We start from the raw sequence: 14,853 nt of genomic DNA on the forward strand, positions 1-14,853 counted from the left end.
GGACATAAGCGGGGATAATTCGCCGTGAGGCAGGTCCGACAGCAGGGAGCGCCAGTGATCCGTGTTCTTCTCGTGGAGGAAAACGGGCTCCTGCGCGGAGCGCTCGACGCTCTCCTGACGCGCGAAGAGGACATGGAGGTCGTCGCGGAGGCCGGGGGAGACGGGAAGATCCTCGCACGAGCGCTGTCGTACCGCCCCGATGTGGTCGTCATCGACGTCGACTCCCGTCAGGACGAGGCGCTCGCCACGGCGGGTGAGCTGTGCAAGCGTCTTCCCGAGTGCCGGACGCTGCTGGTGGCGGGGGCGCCGACGCTCGAGAGGCTCCGCAGGGTGCTGGCCCTGCGGCCTCCCGGACTCATCGGGAAGGACGGGCCCTCGGACCGGCTCGTCGAGGGCATCCGCAAGGTGGTCGGGGGGCAGCGCTACATCGATCCCGAGCTGGCGCTGCTCGTGCTCGACGCGGTGGAGAACCCCCTGACGCCGCGTGAGCGGGAAGTCCTGCGGCTCGCCGCCGACGGCGCCCCGGGGCCGGAGATCGCCGACCGGCTGTCGCTGTCCGTGGGAACGGTCCGCAACCACCTCTCTGCGATCACTCGTAAGGTCGGAGCACGGAACCGGATCGATGCGATCCGGATCGCCCGGGAGTCGGGCTGGCTGTGACCCCCCAGTGCCCGACGAGGTCCCGGTAGAGGGCGGAGTTCGTCATGAGCGCCCTGTGCGTACCGATGCTGGCCCGCGCACCGTCCAGCACCAGGATGCGGTCGGCCCGCAGCGCCGAGCTGATCCGGTGGGCGCACACGATCAGCGTGCCCGGACGGCGGACGAACGCGTCCTCCGCGCACGCCTCGGCGACCGGGTCGAGATGGCAGGTCGCCTCGTCGAGCAGGATCAACCCCGCGGGCGGCAGGTAGGAGCGGACGAGGGCCACCAGCTGGCGCTCCCCGGCCGACAGCTCCTGCCCGTCGACGGGCGCACCGTAACCGCCCAGGCGTTCCACGAGCGGCCGGGCGCCGACCGCGTCGACCGCCGTGTCCACCGCCGGCACCGTGGCGCCCGGCGCCAGATAGGTGAGGTTTTCCCACAGCGTGCCGGCGAAGACGTACGCCTCCTGCGGGATCAGCACCCGGCGCCGGGCGAGCCCGTCGGTGCCGAGGTCCCGGACCGGTACGCCGTCCAGCCGGATCTGGCCGGCCCGCGGTTCGAGCATCCCGGCCACCAGTGCGGCGAACGTCGACTTTCCCGCCCCGCTCGGCCCCACGACGGCCAGGTGCTCGCCCGGCCGCAGCACGAGGTCGAGCCCGTCGATCACCGGCTCCGCGGACCGGGCGTAGCCGAAGGCGACGCCGTGCAGCTCCACACCCGAGCCGCGCGGCCGCACCGCCGGCCCGCCGTTCACCGCGGTGCCGGTCTCCGCGGCACCGTTCACCGCGGCACTGTTCACCGCGGTGCCGGTCCCCGCAGCTCCGGCCCCCGCCCGCCGGTGCCTCACCGGCCCGCTGCCCGCGGGTCCGGCCGGCGTCCCCTCGGCGGCCTCCGCGATCCTGCCGAGGGTGACCAGCAGCCACAGACCGCTGCCGCCGAGCCCCTGGACGAGCCCCTGCAGCGCGGGCTGGAGCCCCTGCGACACATACGTCACCGCGCCCAGCACCGCCCCCGCCGTCACTCCGCGCTGCACCAGCCACGGCGCCGCGGCCAGGACGAGGACGAGGGGCAGCCAGCCGCCGACGCCCAGCGCCGCGGTCCGTACGGCGGTCATCCGCGCCAGTGCCCGGGTGGCCCGTGCCGTGGCGTCGATCCGGTCACCCGTCTGCTTCCGTACGACCTCCTCGGCGCCGCACGCCACCACGTCCCGCAGCCCGCCGGTCAGCGTGCTCGCGGTATCGGCCAGGCGCTCGTCGGCCAGCACCACGTCCCGCTGCCGCGCGGCCATGGCCCGCAGCGACCCGGCGAACAGCCCGAGCCCGAGGAGGAGGGGCGGCAGTACGAACATCAGGAGGGCGGGGTCCAGGGTCGCCAGGCCGAGCAGCACGCCCACCGCGGTGACGACGAAGCCCTGCACGAACATGACGACCGCTCCGTACGCCTCCCGGGCGATCTCCACGTGTTCGGTGAGGCGTGCCACGCCGCCCGTGTCGGCCGGTCCGCCCGTCCGGGCGGACCGGTGCAGCGTGCCGGACGTCACGAGGGTGACCAGCTCGTCCCGGAGCGGTTCGACGAGCGCCGAGAGGCAGAGCGTGGCATGGTGCGTCGCCCACGCCCCGACCACGACGGAGCCCGCCAGCGCACCGAGCCAGGCGAAGCCCTCCCCGGTCCGGCCGGCGAGAAAGCCGTCGTCGACGGCGCGGGCCACCGCCCACCCGGAGAGGAAGGCGGGCACGGCCTGCACCAGCGACCACCCGGCGAACCGTACGAACTCCCTGCGCCGCCGGCGCAGCGAGGACCGCAGCAGCCCGCCGGCCCGGCCGGTCACACCGGGCTCCTGGCCGCCGCGGCGGCCCCGCGGGGGAGGCCCGCGCCGGACACGACCGGCTGGAACGCGGCCCGGTACCCGGGCTCCGACCAGAGGTCGCGGTGGGTGCCCCGCCCGCGGACACCGCCCCCGTCCAGCCAGACGACGAGGTCCGCCCGGGCGGCGGTGGAGGCCCTGTGGGTGACGACGAGACGGGTACGGCCCGCCAGGGCGCCGGTGAGGACTTGGCTGATGTGGTGCTCGGTCACGGTGTCGAGGCTGGCGGCGACGTCGTCCAGCACCAGCACCCGCCCGGCCTGGACGAACGCCCGCGCCAGCCCCACCCGCTGCGCCTCGCCGCCGGAGACGGGCGCGTCGGCGGGCCGGGTCCCGTACCCCTTCGGCATCCGCCTGATGAACGCGTCCGCCCGCGCCGCGGCGGCCTGCCGCTCCACCTCGTCCGGACCGACGCTCCTCGGCCCGAAGGCGATCGCGTCGGCGAAGGTCTCGCCGAGCAGCACCGGGCGCTCGAATCCGTAGCCCACCGCCTGCCGCAGGGAGGACCGGTCGAGGCGGCGCAGTGGTACGCCGTCCAGCACCACCTCGCCCTCGTCCGGGTCGAGGAGGCGCCCGGCCAGGGCGGCCAGTACGGACTTGCCGGACCCGGAGCGCCCGACGACCGCGACCAGGGCCCCGCCGGGAACCGTCAGCCACAGGTCCTCCAGCACGGCACCGGCCTGCTTCCGCACGGTGACGCCCCGGAACTCCAGCCGGCCGGGTCCGTCGGGGAGGCTCTCGGTGCCGTACGCCACCGGGGGCTCGGCGAGGACCTCGGCGACGCGGCTCGCCGTCGCCCGGGCCATGGCGAGCCGGCTCGCCGACGACACCAGGGAGCTGATGCCGGTGGCCAGCACCACGTACTCGCCGGCCGCGAGGACCTGCCCCGGCGTGATCCGCCCGCGCGCGAGCTCCAGGCCGGCGACCGCGAGCACGGCGACCTCCAGCAGGGGGACGGCCAGCGCCTCCCGCGACGAGACCCGCGCGAGGGCGCGCCACATCCCGGCCCCGTGCCGGCGCAGCTCCGGCAGCGGGCCCAGGACGCGGCCCACCTCGTGGTCCACGGTCCCGGCCGCGGTGATGGTCCGGATGCCGCCCAGGGCGTCGACGAGCCGGGTGGCGACCCGGCCCTGCGCGTCGAAGTAGCGCTCGTTGATGTCGGAGACGTCGCGGACGAAGGTGCGTACCAGGGCCAGTACGACGGGCAGCCCCACCAGGAAGGTGAGGCAGAGCCAGGGGTCGATGAGAGCCAGCGCGACGACCGCGCCGAGCGGGGGCACCAGGTCCGTGACGGCCCAGACCAGGGTCGACGCCACCTGCCCGGTCCGGGCGGAGTTGCCCACCAGCCGGCTCACCAGGTCCCCGGGCGCGAAGCGCCGCACGGCACGGGGGCCCAGGCCCAGGACGTGCCGGAGCAGGGTGTGGCGGACCCATGCGGTGGAACGCGCCTCGGCCAGCTTGCCCACCAGGTCGTCGAGCATGTCGCACACCATGAGCACGAAGATCGCCGCGATGCTCAGGGACAGCCACACAGCGGTGTCGCCGCCACCCCTGAGCACGGCGTCGACCGTGTTCCCCATGAGGGCCGGCAGCACCGTGTAGACACCCGCGAGGAGCAGCGAGGTGGCCATCATGACGACCACCCAGGGCCCGCCCCGCCGCGCTGCCGCCAGCAGCAGCCGGTCTGCGGCGCGTCGGTCCATGGGCATCTCCCGGTACGCATGCGAGGGGGCGGGGACGTGCTGGACGCCCTCGCCCCGGGGAGTTCAGCAGAGCAGCAGACTGAGATAGCTGCCGCCACCACCGCCACCGCAGTAGTTCTTGCTGTGACAGCTGTTCTTCGGCTTGCCGCAGCCGTAGCCCAGCTCCATGCCCTGCAGGTCAAGGATCGTCATGTCGTTTCACCTCCGTTCTTCTACTCCGTGGAAACGGGGACCGGATGGCTTCGGGGGTGTGCCCGGAGCGCCGCCGGGCGTGCCACCGGCGTACGGCGGGCCAGGAACGGCAGGTGCACGGGCGAGTCGTGGAGGGCGGCGCCGAGAGCCAGCAGCACCCCGGCGTTGCCGGTGGCCAGATCCAGGGAGAGCCGCAGCAGTTCCTCGCCCGGGAACACGAGGCGGCCCCGGTGCACCACGGCGTACCGCGCCAGCCGGCGTATCTGGCCGGCGACCACCGGATCCCGTTCGGCCGCCGTGCCGGGCGGATGCGCGCGGCTGAGGTGGAGGATCATTCCGGCCAGGCCGTCGAAAAGTCCCGGCTCCACGTAGAACTGCGCCTCGGCGGCCCTGCGGATCGCGGCCGCGGCCGCTGCGAAGCGGTCGTCCTCGCGGTGGGTGAGGTAGTCGTCGACGACGAGGCCGATGCCCACGCTGCCGTCGGCGAGGTAGGGCATCGTCCGCCAGCCTTCGTTGACCCCCATGTCCCCCTCCTCGCGGACGAGGCACCGGCGCAGGTCCTGCCTCAGGGCCGTCGCGGCGAGGTCGAGGAACTCCGGCTCGCCCGTGTGCTCGTACCAGTGGAGGAAGAGCAGCGCGGGACCCGCCGAGCCGCGCAGCAGGCCGGCGTACGGGTGTCCGCCACCGCTGGTCCCGGGCACGGCGTCGGCCGGGCCCAGCCGGGAGGCCACGGCCTCCACCGCCGTCCTGGCCGCGTCGTGGAAGGCGGGGTCGCCGGTGGCCGAAGCGAAGTGGAGGAGGTTCAGGCCGATGCCCGACAGCCCTCCCCGAAGATCGAGGCCGAGCTCCTTCCAGCGCCGTTCACCCGCGCACTGGTCGAGGACCTTCAGCGCCTCGTGCCGGTGGCCGAGGTGGTCGAGCACGTACGCGACGCCGTGCAGGCCGTCGTAGAAGCCGAGACGGGTTCCCGGCTCCGGGCGCATGGCCCGCCGTATCAGCCATTCCTCGTGCTCGGGGTGGCGGCCGGCGCCGGTCACGTCGAGGGCGTACAGCACCCCGGCCGCGCCGTACGCCACGCCGAGGCCTCCGCCCGGCGCGGCGAACTGCTCGATGTCGCCGGGGAAGAGCCGGTCGTCCCGCTGGGGTGTGGCCTCCGCGAGAATGGCGCCGGCCAGCGATTCACGGGCCTGTGCCCAGCCCTCGCGGTCCGGCCGCAGCCGTGGCTGCGCGTCCGCTCCGGCCGGTGCCCCGCCGTCGCCCGTGAGGGATCGCACCGCCTTGTCGAGGAAGGCGTGGGGGATCGGGAACGTGCGCGCCGCTTCCCGTGCGAGCTGTCCCGCCTTGCCGGGATCCAGGGAGCACAGGGCGGTCAGCGGGAAGAAGAGGGAGAGCTTGAGGCAGGCGAGGGCGTAGTCGTCGACGGCGAGACCGCGCCGCTCCCGGGGCGCGGTGAACCCCTGGGCGCCGAGGACCTGGCGCCGCCCCTCCGCCACGTCCGTCGCGCCCTCGAAGTCAATCAGGACCACGTCGCCGTCGGGGCGGACGATGATGTTCGACGGCTGTACGTCACCGATGACCACACCACGCTCATGGGCCTCGGTGACGGCCCGCTCCACGCGGTCGTACAGGTCCACGGCCCAGGAGGTGTAGTCGGCGAGCGCCGCGTCGTCGCACTGCGGCACGGTGAGGGGATACCGGTCGACGACGAGGTGGTTGAGTTCCGTTCCCTCGACGAACTCCTCGGCCAGGAAGTGGTGGTCCCCCACCACGAAGTGGTCGTGCAGCGCGGGTACGCAGTCGAGGCCGCGCAGGCGTTCGAGGGTCTCCCTCTCGCGGTGCAGCCTGGCGACCGCGTCCCGGCCGTCGGCCGTCAGTCCCGCGTGCGGCCGGGCCTCCTTCAGCACCACGCGCTCCCCGGTCCGCAGGTCCTCACCGGCGTAGATGCCGCCGCCGTTGGAGAAGTGCAGGGCGCTTTCGAAGCGGTACGGCAGGTCAGCCAGCGCGGCGCCGCCCCGCGCGGCCAGGTGGGGGGCGAGGAAACCGGGCAGCTCGACCCAGTCGGGCACCCGGAAGGTCGGCCCCCGGACATCCGGCACCAGCCGGCCGTCGCCGTCCTCGATCGCGAGCTCGACCTCTCCGTCCGGGGAGACGCAGTACCGCTCGGCGTAGGCCCCGTACCGGACGTACAGCGGGCCGTCGCCCCAGCGGAGGTCGCTGAGGATGTACGGCCCGGGCCGTCCGTCGAGGACCGGGCCCAGCTCGGTGAGCACGCGCTCCAGCCCGTCCTCGTCGACCGGGTAGACCGTCACGAACTTTCCGCTCGATCCCCGGTGCGCGTATTTGGCGTTGGACAGCAGAAGTTCCTCCTTGCTGGGGAGGAACTTGAAGGAGATCCGTCGCGGTACGCAGTACTCCCAGACGTCGGTGAGGGCCTGCGCCGCGTTGTCGAGACACGCCGAAACGTGGATCTTCCAGCCCTGGAGGGGAAGCGTGACGCCGTCGGGGCGGAGCACGACCCAGTTGTCCATCTCCGAGCGGGTCCAGGAGGCGGGGGCCGGTCGCCGGGCCTGCGCGAACGCGGTGTTCCCACCGCGGGCGCGAGCCGGCGCGTCGTAGAAGTGGGCGTCCATGAGGCAGTAGGCCTCGTAGCGCTTGTCCACTGGGTCCCTCCCGTCCCGGGCCCCGGCCGGCTCCTGGACCGGACATGCCGCGCGTACGGCGCTGAAGCGAGGAAAGGTCCGCTCCAACAGCGCCGGAGCGACACCTATGTTTGACGATCCCAGAGTTGCCCGGCGCGGAACACCACCGGCTGTCACGCGATGGGCGTGAAAAACGCACGGCCGCACCGTGTGGAGCGCCACGCCCCGGGCCGCTTCTGCCACCGCGGCCCGGGGTGCGGCGGTGCCGGGTGGTCAGGAGACGGTGAAGGAGCCGATGACGGGGCCGAAGCGGTGCCGTTCGTCATGACGGTGGAACCGAAGCTCGTCGACGCCCCGGCCGCCGGGTTCCCGTTGCCGTCTTCTTGTCGTGGTTGCCGTCGAACGGCAGGGGAGTGCCGCTGCTGCGCCGGGAGTGCTTGCCGGTGACGCCCCAGACCGTGATGCCGGTGCGGCGTCGAACGGCGGATGCGTGTCGCGCGGATGAGGGACCGAGCGGTTGAGCGGTACCGAGGCGGTCGGGACGTACCCCGCGAACGCTGTCGCCGCCGGTCGCTTCTCACGAGTGCGGGGGACGAGGCGGAGCCGGCAAGCCATCCGAAAGTTTCGGAAAGTTCTCCGGACAACCGGGGAGGGCCTCGCGGCCGGCTCCCTGGGTATCAACCACTTGCGCAGGGTCCGCCCGGAACGGCTCATGCGCACCGGGCCGCTGTTCCGGCCATCAGTGTGCCGGGGGGCGACATCCGTTTCTGTGGCGGCGGCTGACACCGCGTCGGACTGCTTCCGCGTGACGCGACACCATTCCGAAAGGTATTCGAAAGTTTCGGCGAGAATTTCGAGTCCATGAACGCGCGGTGGCGGCGCAACGCGTCCGGCGACGTCACCGTCACCGCCACCGCGTACGGGAGCGCCGCGGCGGGTGTACGCGTGCCGCGGTTGTGGAGGTGGACCCGGCGGTGGTGCCGCACACGGTGGTGGACGCCGGGGGACTGCGGCCCGGCCGCCCCGGTCCGCCGCGGAGTGCGGTGACCACCGCCGCCCGTCAGGCGTCGCCCGGGGGCGGTGCGGTGCTCTGCCGCACCACCAGCTTGGTGGCGAGCTCGATGCGCAGGGCCGCCGTGTCCGGGTCGTGCGGCCGCAGCAGCATCTGCGCCGCCTCCTGGGCCATCTGACGCAGCGGCTGGTGGACGGTCGTCAGGGCCGGGCTCGACCACTGGGCGAGCGGGACGTCGTCGTAACCCACCACGGACAGGTCCCGCGGAACGCTCAGCCCCTTGAGGCGCGCCGCCTCCAGGACCCCGAGCGCCTGCAGATCGCTGCCGGCGAAGACGGCGGTGGGCCGGTCCGGTGCTTCGAGCAGTTCCATGGCGTGCGAGAAGCCGCCCTGGACGTGGAAGTCTCCGTACCGCACGAGACGGGGGTCGGGTTCAAGGCCCGCCATGGCCATGGCGGAGCGGTAGCCGTCGAGCCGTGCCAGGGAGCACATCATGTCCTCGGGCCCGGTGATGATGGCGATGCGCTCGTGCCCGCGGTCGATGAGATGGCGGGTGGCCGCCATGCCCCCGGACCAGTTGGCCGAGCCGACGGAGGGCACGTCCGGCTCGGGGTCGCCCGCCGGGTCGATGATGACGAACGGGATGGCCCTGGACCTGAGTTGCTTCTTCACCCGGTCGGGCAAGGTGGAGAAGACGAGGACCACGCCGAGCGGACGGCGCCGCAGGACCCCCTCGACCCAGTCCGGGCCGGGTGCGTGACGGGTGCCGCTCTCGGTGAGCACCACACTGGCGTTGTTCTCCTTCGCGACGTTCTCGACGCCGCGGATGAGCTCCATCGCCCAGACGCTCTCCAGCTCGTGGAAGACCAGCTCGATGAGGGGCGCCTGGGACGCTCCGAGCGCACGGCGGCGGTAGCCGTGGGTCTCCAGCAGCCGCTCGACCTTGGTGCGGGTCGGGCGGGAGACGTCGGAACGGCCGTTGAGGACTTTCGAAACTGTCGAGAGGGAGACCCCGGCCTGAGTCGCCACCTCGGCCAGGGTCACCCGGCCGTCCACATCGTCGTCTTCACGCATGCTCGAAGGATAGAGCACGGCTCCCGGTAACGGTTTGGTCGCGCCGCCGCATGCCCGTTGACCCCTGATGAAGCCTCCCCATATTGTCCGGAACTGCGAGAACTTTCGGCACAGTTATCGAAACTTTCGAGAGGCGAAGATGAAGATACGCACGCGGTACGCCCGGATGCTCGCCGGCGGGGTGACGCTGGCCCTGACTCTGAGCCTGTCCGCCTGCGGGGGCGAGGGAGGCGGGGCGTCGTCCGGCGAGGACGAGTTCCACGTCCTCGTCTACGGAGACGCCACCAACAAGGTCGAGAAGCAGCTCGTCGCCACCTTCAACAAGACGTCGAAGGTCAAAGCCGTCCTGGACACCATCCCCGGCGCCGACTACCAGCAGAAGCTGCAGACGATCATCAGTACCCCGCAGGCCCCGGACGTCTTCTTCAACTGGGGCGGCGGCAGCATCCAGCCGTACGTCAAGGCGGACCTGCTGATGCCGCTGGACGACTTCATCAAGGACGACCCCGGCCTGAAGTCCAACTTCCTGCCGTCGGTCTTCGACACCGCCGTGATCGACGGCAAGTCCTACGGCGTCCCGATGCGCGGCACGCAGCCGATCCTGCTGTTCAACAACAAGAAGGTGCTGGCCGACGCGGGCGTGACCGCGCCGAAGACCTGGGACGAGCTGCTCGACGCGGTCAAGGCCCTCAAGGCCCGAGGTGTCACGCCGATCGCCCTGGGCGGCGGCGACATGTGGCCGACGTTGATGTGGTTCGAGTACCTCTACGACCGCGTCGCGGGACCGGAGCTCTTCGAGAAGGCGCTGGGAGGCGACAAGAGCGCCTGGGAGAGCGCGGACAGCAGGAAGGCCCTCGGCATGATCGAGGAGCTGGTCGACGCCGGCGCCTTCGGCACCAACTTCGACTCGGTGAAGTTCACCGACGGCGGTTCGCCCGCGCTCCTGGCCGGCGGCAAGGCGGGCTTCGAACTGATGGGCTCGTGGGCCTACGCCACACAGCAGGACGCCGACCCGGAGTTCGCCGCGAAGGACCTCGGCTACACCGCCTTCCCGAGCGTCGAGGGCGGCAAGGGCGACCCGGCCAACCTCGTCGGCAACACCAACAACTTCTACTCGGTGCTGAAGAAGACGAAGCACCCGGAGGCCGTCGCGGAGTTCCTGAAACTCATGTACTCCGACGAGTTCGTCGAGAAGCAGCTGTCCATCGGCAACCTGCCCACCACGACGAACACCGAGAAGTTCCTCGACACCGCGGCGAACCCCGCGTACTCCAGCTACCAGTTCGACCTGGTCAAGAAGGCCCCCTCGTTCCAGCTGTCGTGGGACCAGGCCTATCCGCCGGCCGCCAACACGCCCATCCGCCAGGCCGTCCAGCAGTTCTTCAACGGACAGATCGACGCGGACGGCTTCATCAAGGCCATGCAGGCCCTCCCCACCGGCTGAACCGGCCATGACCACACAGACGACAGGCCTCCGCCCCTCCACCGCGGCCGGCGGGAGCCGGTTCCGGTCGCGGAGCACGCGCGCCGCCACCGCTCAGGTGGGCCGCCCGGGATTCGCCTGGGCGATCCCCGCCACGGTGTTCTTCACGCTCTTCGCGATCGCCCCGCTGCTCATGGTCGCCGTCCTGTCCTTCACGAGCTGGAGCGGCCTCGGATCGCCCGAGTTCGTGGGTCTGGACAACTGGACCGGGATTCTCGACGACCCAGTCATGATCAAAAGCATCTGGCTGAGCCTCCTGATCACCGGTCTCGGTGTGGCGGTCCAGACGCCGCTGAGCCTCCTGCTCGGCGTCTGGGCGGCGGGGCAGCAGCGCAACCGCGCGGTGCTGTCGGCCATTTACTTCATCCCGCTCCTGCTGTCCTCCACCGCGGTGTCCGTGCTGTGGCGGGCCCTGCTCGACCCGAACTTCGGTGTGCCGTCCGAGGCCACGTGGCTGTTCGGCGACGGAAACCTGTTCGGCGGCCAGGCCACCGCCATCGGCGTGCTGGCCTTCGTGAGCACCTGGCAGTTCACGCCGTTCCACACGCTGCTCTACCAGGGAGCCGCGCGGGCCATTCCCAAGGTGCTCTACCAGGCCGCGGAGATCGACGGCGCCGGACGGTACCGCCAGTTCTTCCACATCACCCTGCCGCAGCTGCGCAACACCGTCATCACCTCGACGATCCTGATGGTCGTCGGCGGACTCACCACCTTCGAAACGGTCCTCATCCTGACCCAGGGAGGGCCGGGGACCGACACCACGATCAGCGCGTACTACATGTACCAAAAAGCCTTCAAGAGCTTCGACTTCGGAGCCGGCGCGGCCGTCGCCCTCGTCCTGGTCGTCGCCGCGACGGTCATCTCGCTGATCGTGGTGCGCGTGTCCGGCTACGACAAGATGCGCAGCGCCATGGAAGGTCTGTGATGAAGCGACGCCCCCATTACCTGGCCGGCGCGGGCTCACTCGTCTGGCTCCTCCTCGTCGGCCTGCCGCTGTACGTGATGCTCGCCGCGACCGTGCAGACCAGGACCGAATACGCCCGGAACGGCCCGCTGGCCCTTCCCGAGAGCTTCACCTTCGACAACTACACCGGGGCCTTCTCCGGCGGGTTCGGGCAGTACCTGGTCAACACGTTCATCGTCACCGCGAGCGTGATCGCGCTGGTGCTGCTGCTGGTGCCGCCGCTGGCGTTCGCCATCGTACGCAGCCGTTCCAGGATCACCTCGGGAGTCTTCCGGCTCTTCCTGCTGGGCCTGGCCATTCCGGCACAGGCCGTGATCGTCCCGATGTTCTACCTCATCAGCAAGGCGGGCCTGTACGACAACCTCATCGGCGTCATCCTGCCCACCGCCGCCTTCTGCCTGCCGATCTCCGCACTGATCCTCAGCGGAGCCATGCGCGACATCTCCCCCGAGCTCTACGAGGCCATGGCCATCGACGGTGCCCCGCCGCGGCAGATCTTCTTCCGGCTCGTGCTCCCGCTCTCCAAGGGAGGGCTGTCGACGATCGTGGTGTTCTCCGCGCTCCAGGCGTGGAACGGCTTCCTGTTCCCCCTCGTCCTGACCCAGTCCGAATCCACCAAGCTGATCACGCTGGGTCTCTACGACTTCCAAACCGAGTACGGCATCAACATCCCCGGGCTGCTGGCCGCCGTGGTGCTGTCCACGGTCCCCGTCCTGCTCGTCTACTTGTTCGCCCGTCGCGCCCTGGTCCAGGGCCTCATGGGCGTCGGAGGAAAGTGACCGCCAACGTGGCAGTTGAGACAACCCCCGTCATTCCCATCTGGAACGACCCCTCCCACGACACCGGCACACGGGTGACCGCCCTGATCGCCGCCATGACCGTCGAAGAGAAGATCGCCCAGCTCTTCGGCGTCTGGGTCGGCGCGTCGGACGAAGGCGGCGAAGTGGCTCCCTACCAGCACGACATGGAGGAATCGGCCGACCTCGACGCCCTCCTGCCGAACGGACTCGGGCAGCTGACGCGCCCGTTCGGCACCGCACCCGTCGACCCCGCTCTCGGCGCGCTCTCCCTCCTGCGTACGCAGGCGCGCATCGTCTCCGCGAACCGCTTCTCCCTCCCGGCCCTGGCCCACGAGGAGTGCCTCGCCGGCTTCGCCACCTGGAAAGCCACCGCGTACCCCGTACCGCTGTCCTGGGGAGCCACCTTCAACCCCGCCCTGATACGCCGCATGGCCGCGGCCATCGGTGCGGACATGCGGTCCGTCGGCGTGCACCAGGGTCTCGCCCCCGTCCTGGACGTGGTGCGGGACGCCCGCTGGGGCCGCGTCGAAGAGACCATCGGCGAGGACCCCTACCTCGTCGGCACCGTCGCCACCGCGTACATCCAGGGCCTCGAATCCGCCGGCATCGTCGCGACCCTCAAGCACTTCGTGGGCTACTCCGCCTCCCGCGCCGGACGCAATCTCGCCCCCGTCTCCATGGGGACCCGTGAGCGCGCCGACGTCATGCTCGCGCCGTTCGAGATGGCGGTGCGCGAGAGCGGGGCCCGGTCGGTCATGGCCGCCTACACCGATGCCGACGGTGTCCCCTCCACGGCCGACGAAGACCTGCTGACCGGACTGCTGCGCGACACCTGGGGCTTCACGGGCACGGTCGTCGCCGACTACTTCGGCATCGCCTTCCTCACCACGCTGCACGGGGTCACGGACGACTGGGCCGAGGCCGCGGGCGCCGCACTGCACGCCGGCGTCGACGTCGAACTGCCCACCGTGAAGACGTTCGGCGAACCACTGCTGGAGGCCGTCTCCGCCGGCCGGATCCCCGAAGTCCTCGTCGACCGGGCCCTGTACCGGGTGCTCGCCCAGAAGGCGCAGCTCGGGCTGCTCGACGCCGGGTGGAGCCCCGTGCCCCCGGCGCTGGCCGGGGCCGACCTCGACGACACGGCGGCGCTGCGCGGCACGGTCGACCTGGACTCGTACGCGAACAGGGAACTGGCACGGGAGGTCGCCGAGCAGGCGATGGTGCTGCTCAGCAACGACGGCACGCTGCCCCTCGCGCAACCGCGCAGGATCGCGCTCGTGGGCCCCAACGCCGACGAACCGACGGCCGTCCTCGGCTGCTACTCCTTCCCGGCCCACGTCGGCGTCCTCCACCCGGAGATCCCGGCCGGGATCAGCCTGCCGACCTTGCGCGAGGCCCTGCGGCTGGAGTTCCCCGGCACGGAGATCGTCACCGCGCGCGGCGCGGAGGTCGACGGCGACGACACGTCCGGCTTCGCCGAGGCCGTCCGACTCGCACAGGACGCCGACGTCGTCGTCGCGGCACTGGGGGACCGGGCCGGACTCTTCGGCCGCGGCACCAGCGGCGAAGGGTGCGACGCCGCCTCCCTCGCGCTGCCCGGCGTGCAGCAGGCGCTGCTCGACGCGCTGCTCGACACCGGCACACCGGTCGTGACCACCCTGTTCGCCGGACGGCCGTACGCACTCGGCCGCGCCGTGGACGAAGCGGCCGCGATCGTGCAGTCCTTCTTCCCCGGCGTGGAGGGCACCACGGCCATGGCGCGGGTGCTCAGCGGGCGGACGAACCCGTCCGGCCGGCTGCCCGTCAGCGTGCCGCGCGGCCCCGGCGCGCAGCCCTCCACCTACCTGGCACCCCGGCTGGGCCAGGCCACCGAGGTGTCGAGCATCGACCCGACCGCTGCCTTCGCCTTCGGACACGGCCTGTCGTACACGTCCTTCTCCTGGAGCGGCCTCATCGTCGAGAACAAGGAGAGCGGTACGGACGGCGCCTTCGTTCTCGCCTTCTCGGTGCGCAACACCGGTGACCGGGAAGGCACCGAAGTCGTGCAGCTGTACCTGCACGATCCCGTGGCCTCGGTCGTGCAACCGGTGCAGCGCCTCATCGGCTACACACGGGTGGAGTTGCGGCCGGACGAGTCGTGCCGGCTGACGGTGACGGTCCCGGCCGACGTCGCCTCGTTCACCGGCCGCGACGGACGGCGCGTCGTCGAGCCGGGACGGCTGGAACTGCGCCTCGCCGCGTCCAGTGCCGACCCCCGCCTCACCACAACGGTCCTGCTCACCGGCGCCCCCCGGCCCGTGGACCACACACGGCAACTCCACGCACGCTTCCGCCGGACTGACGGGCCCGACGCCTGAGGAAACGGTGGCGGAGCGGCTCAGCCCCGGGGCGGAGCCGCTCCGCCTTCCCACGTCTCGACGAGTGCGCCGCGAGCCGTGGGCTCCGAGTCGGCTCCCCGTAGGTGGGTACCGGTCAGCGGT

10 protein-coding genes and 1 pseudogene are annotated in these 14,853 nt (G+C 71.7%); 5 read left to right on the forward strand and 6 right to left on the reverse strand.

Going from position 1 to position 14,853, the window contains the following annotated elements; genetic code table 11:
- Positions 1 to 54: 54 nt before the first annotated feature.
- A complete protein-coding gene (locus BN1555_RS31715; RefSeq protein ID WP_093802596.1) occupies positions 55 to 660 on the forward strand; it encodes a response regulator transcription factor in 606 nt (201 codons plus the stop codon).
- On the opposite strand, the gene BN1555_RS31720 is transcribed toward BN1555_RS31715, so the two are convergent.
- From BN1555_RS31720 to BN1555_RS31735, 6 genes and pseudogenes are all read right to left on the reverse strand, one after another.
- Positions 590 to 2,470: an ATP-binding cassette domain-containing protein gene (locus BN1555_RS31720; RefSeq protein ID WP_093802597.1), complete on the reverse strand. Its 1,881-nt coding sequence runs from the start codon at positions 2,468 to 2,470 to the stop codon at positions 590 to 592. The two genes, BN1555_RS31715 and BN1555_RS31720, sit on opposite strands and share 71 nt — an antisense overlap.
- Entirely contained in the window at positions 2,467 to 4,209 is a 1,743-nt protein-coding gene (locus BN1555_RS31725; protein WP_093802598.1) for an ABC transporter ATP-binding protein, read from the reverse strand. The genes BN1555_RS31720 and BN1555_RS31725 overlap by 4 nt, the downstream gene beginning before the upstream one ends.
- Positions 4,210 to 4,272: 63 nt before the next feature.
- Positions 4,273 to 4,401, reverse strand: coding sequence for a SapB/AmfS family lanthipeptide (locus tag BN1555_RS40845; protein WP_107081116.1), 129 nt, complete (start codon positions 4,399 to 4,401; stop codon positions 4,273 to 4,275).
- A 20-nt stretch (positions 4,402 to 4,421) separates the two neighbouring features.
- Complete coding sequence (lanKC, locus tag BN1555_RS31730; RefSeq protein ID WP_093802599.1) at positions 4,422 to 7,061, reverse strand: class III lanthionine synthetase LanKC; 2,640 nt, start codon at positions 7,059 to 7,061, stop codon at positions 4,422 to 4,424.
- 352 nt (positions 7,062 to 7,413) lie between these two features.
- Positions 7,414 to 7,524 (reverse strand): annotated as a pseudogene (locus BN1555_RS41715) (endo-1,4-beta-xylanase); the annotation flags it as partial.
- A gap of 576 nt (positions 7,525 to 8,100) precedes the next feature.
- Positions 8,101 to 9,126, reverse strand: a complete 1,026-nt coding sequence (locus BN1555_RS31735; RefSeq protein WP_176710194.1) for a LacI family DNA-binding transcriptional regulator — start codon at positions 9,124 to 9,126, stop codon at positions 8,101 to 8,103.
- A gap of 139 nt (positions 9,127 to 9,265) precedes the next feature.
- On the opposite strand from BN1555_RS31735, the gene BN1555_RS31740 reads away from it, so the two are divergent.
- Genes BN1555_RS31740 through BN1555_RS31755 form a run of 4 tightly spaced genes read left to right on the forward strand, consistent with a single transcriptional unit; the run spans position 9,266 to position 14,730 of the window.
- Positions 9,266 to 10,570, forward strand: coding sequence for an ABC transporter substrate-binding protein (locus BN1555_RS31740; protein ID WP_093802600.1), 1,305 nt, complete (start codon positions 9,266 to 9,268; stop codon positions 10,568 to 10,570).
- 7 nt (positions 10,571 to 10,577) lie between these two features.
- A complete protein-coding gene (locus BN1555_RS31745) occupies positions 10,578 to 11,534 on the forward strand; it encodes a carbohydrate ABC transporter permease (RefSeq protein WP_093802601.1) in 957 nt (318 codons plus the stop codon).
- On the forward strand, positions 11,534 to 12,352 hold the full coding sequence (locus BN1555_RS31750; RefSeq protein WP_093802602.1) for a carbohydrate ABC transporter permease: 819 nt from the start codon (positions 11,534 to 11,536) through the stop codon (positions 12,350 to 12,352). The genes BN1555_RS31745 and BN1555_RS31750 overlap by 1 nt, the downstream gene beginning before the upstream one ends.
- Complete coding sequence (locus BN1555_RS31755; RefSeq protein ID WP_093802603.1) at positions 12,349 to 14,730, forward strand: beta-xylosidase/alpha-l-arabinosidase; 2,382 nt, start codon at positions 12,349 to 12,351, stop codon at positions 14,728 to 14,730. Before BN1555_RS31750 ends, BN1555_RS31755 begins: the two co-directional genes overlap by 4 nt.
- Positions 14,731 to 14,853: the final 123 nt, after the last annotated feature.

Source organism: Streptomyces sp. Wb2n-11 (assembly GCF_001049855.1).
Taxonomy (GTDB): Bacteria; Actinomycetota; Actinomycetes; order Streptomycetales; family Streptomycetaceae; genus Streptomyces; species Streptomyces altiplanensis.

Coding starts and splice junctions, on each gene's coding strand:
- BN1555_RS31740 (WP_093802600.1), top strand. CDS start 9,266: ATGAAGATACGCACGCGGTACGCCCGGATGCTCGCCGGCGGGGTGACG.
- BN1555_RS31735 (WP_176710194.1), bottom strand. CDS start 9,126: ATGCGTGAAGACGACGATGTGGACGGCCGGGTGACCCTGGCCGAGGTG.
- BN1555_RS31725 (WP_093802598.1), bottom strand. CDS start 4,209: ATGGACCGACGCGCCGCAGACCGGCTGCTGCTGGCGGCAGCGCGGCGG.
- BN1555_RS40845 (WP_107081116.1), bottom strand. CDS start 4,401: ATGACGATCCTTGACCTGCAGGGCATGGAGCTGGGCTACGGCTGCGGC.
- BN1555_RS31745 (WP_093802601.1), top strand. CDS start 10,578: ATGACCACACAGACGACAGGCCTCCGCCCCTCCACCGCGGCCGGCGGG.
- BN1555_RS31750 (WP_093802602.1), top strand. CDS start 11,534: ATGAAGCGACGCCCCCATTACCTGGCCGGCGCGGGCTCACTCGTCTGG.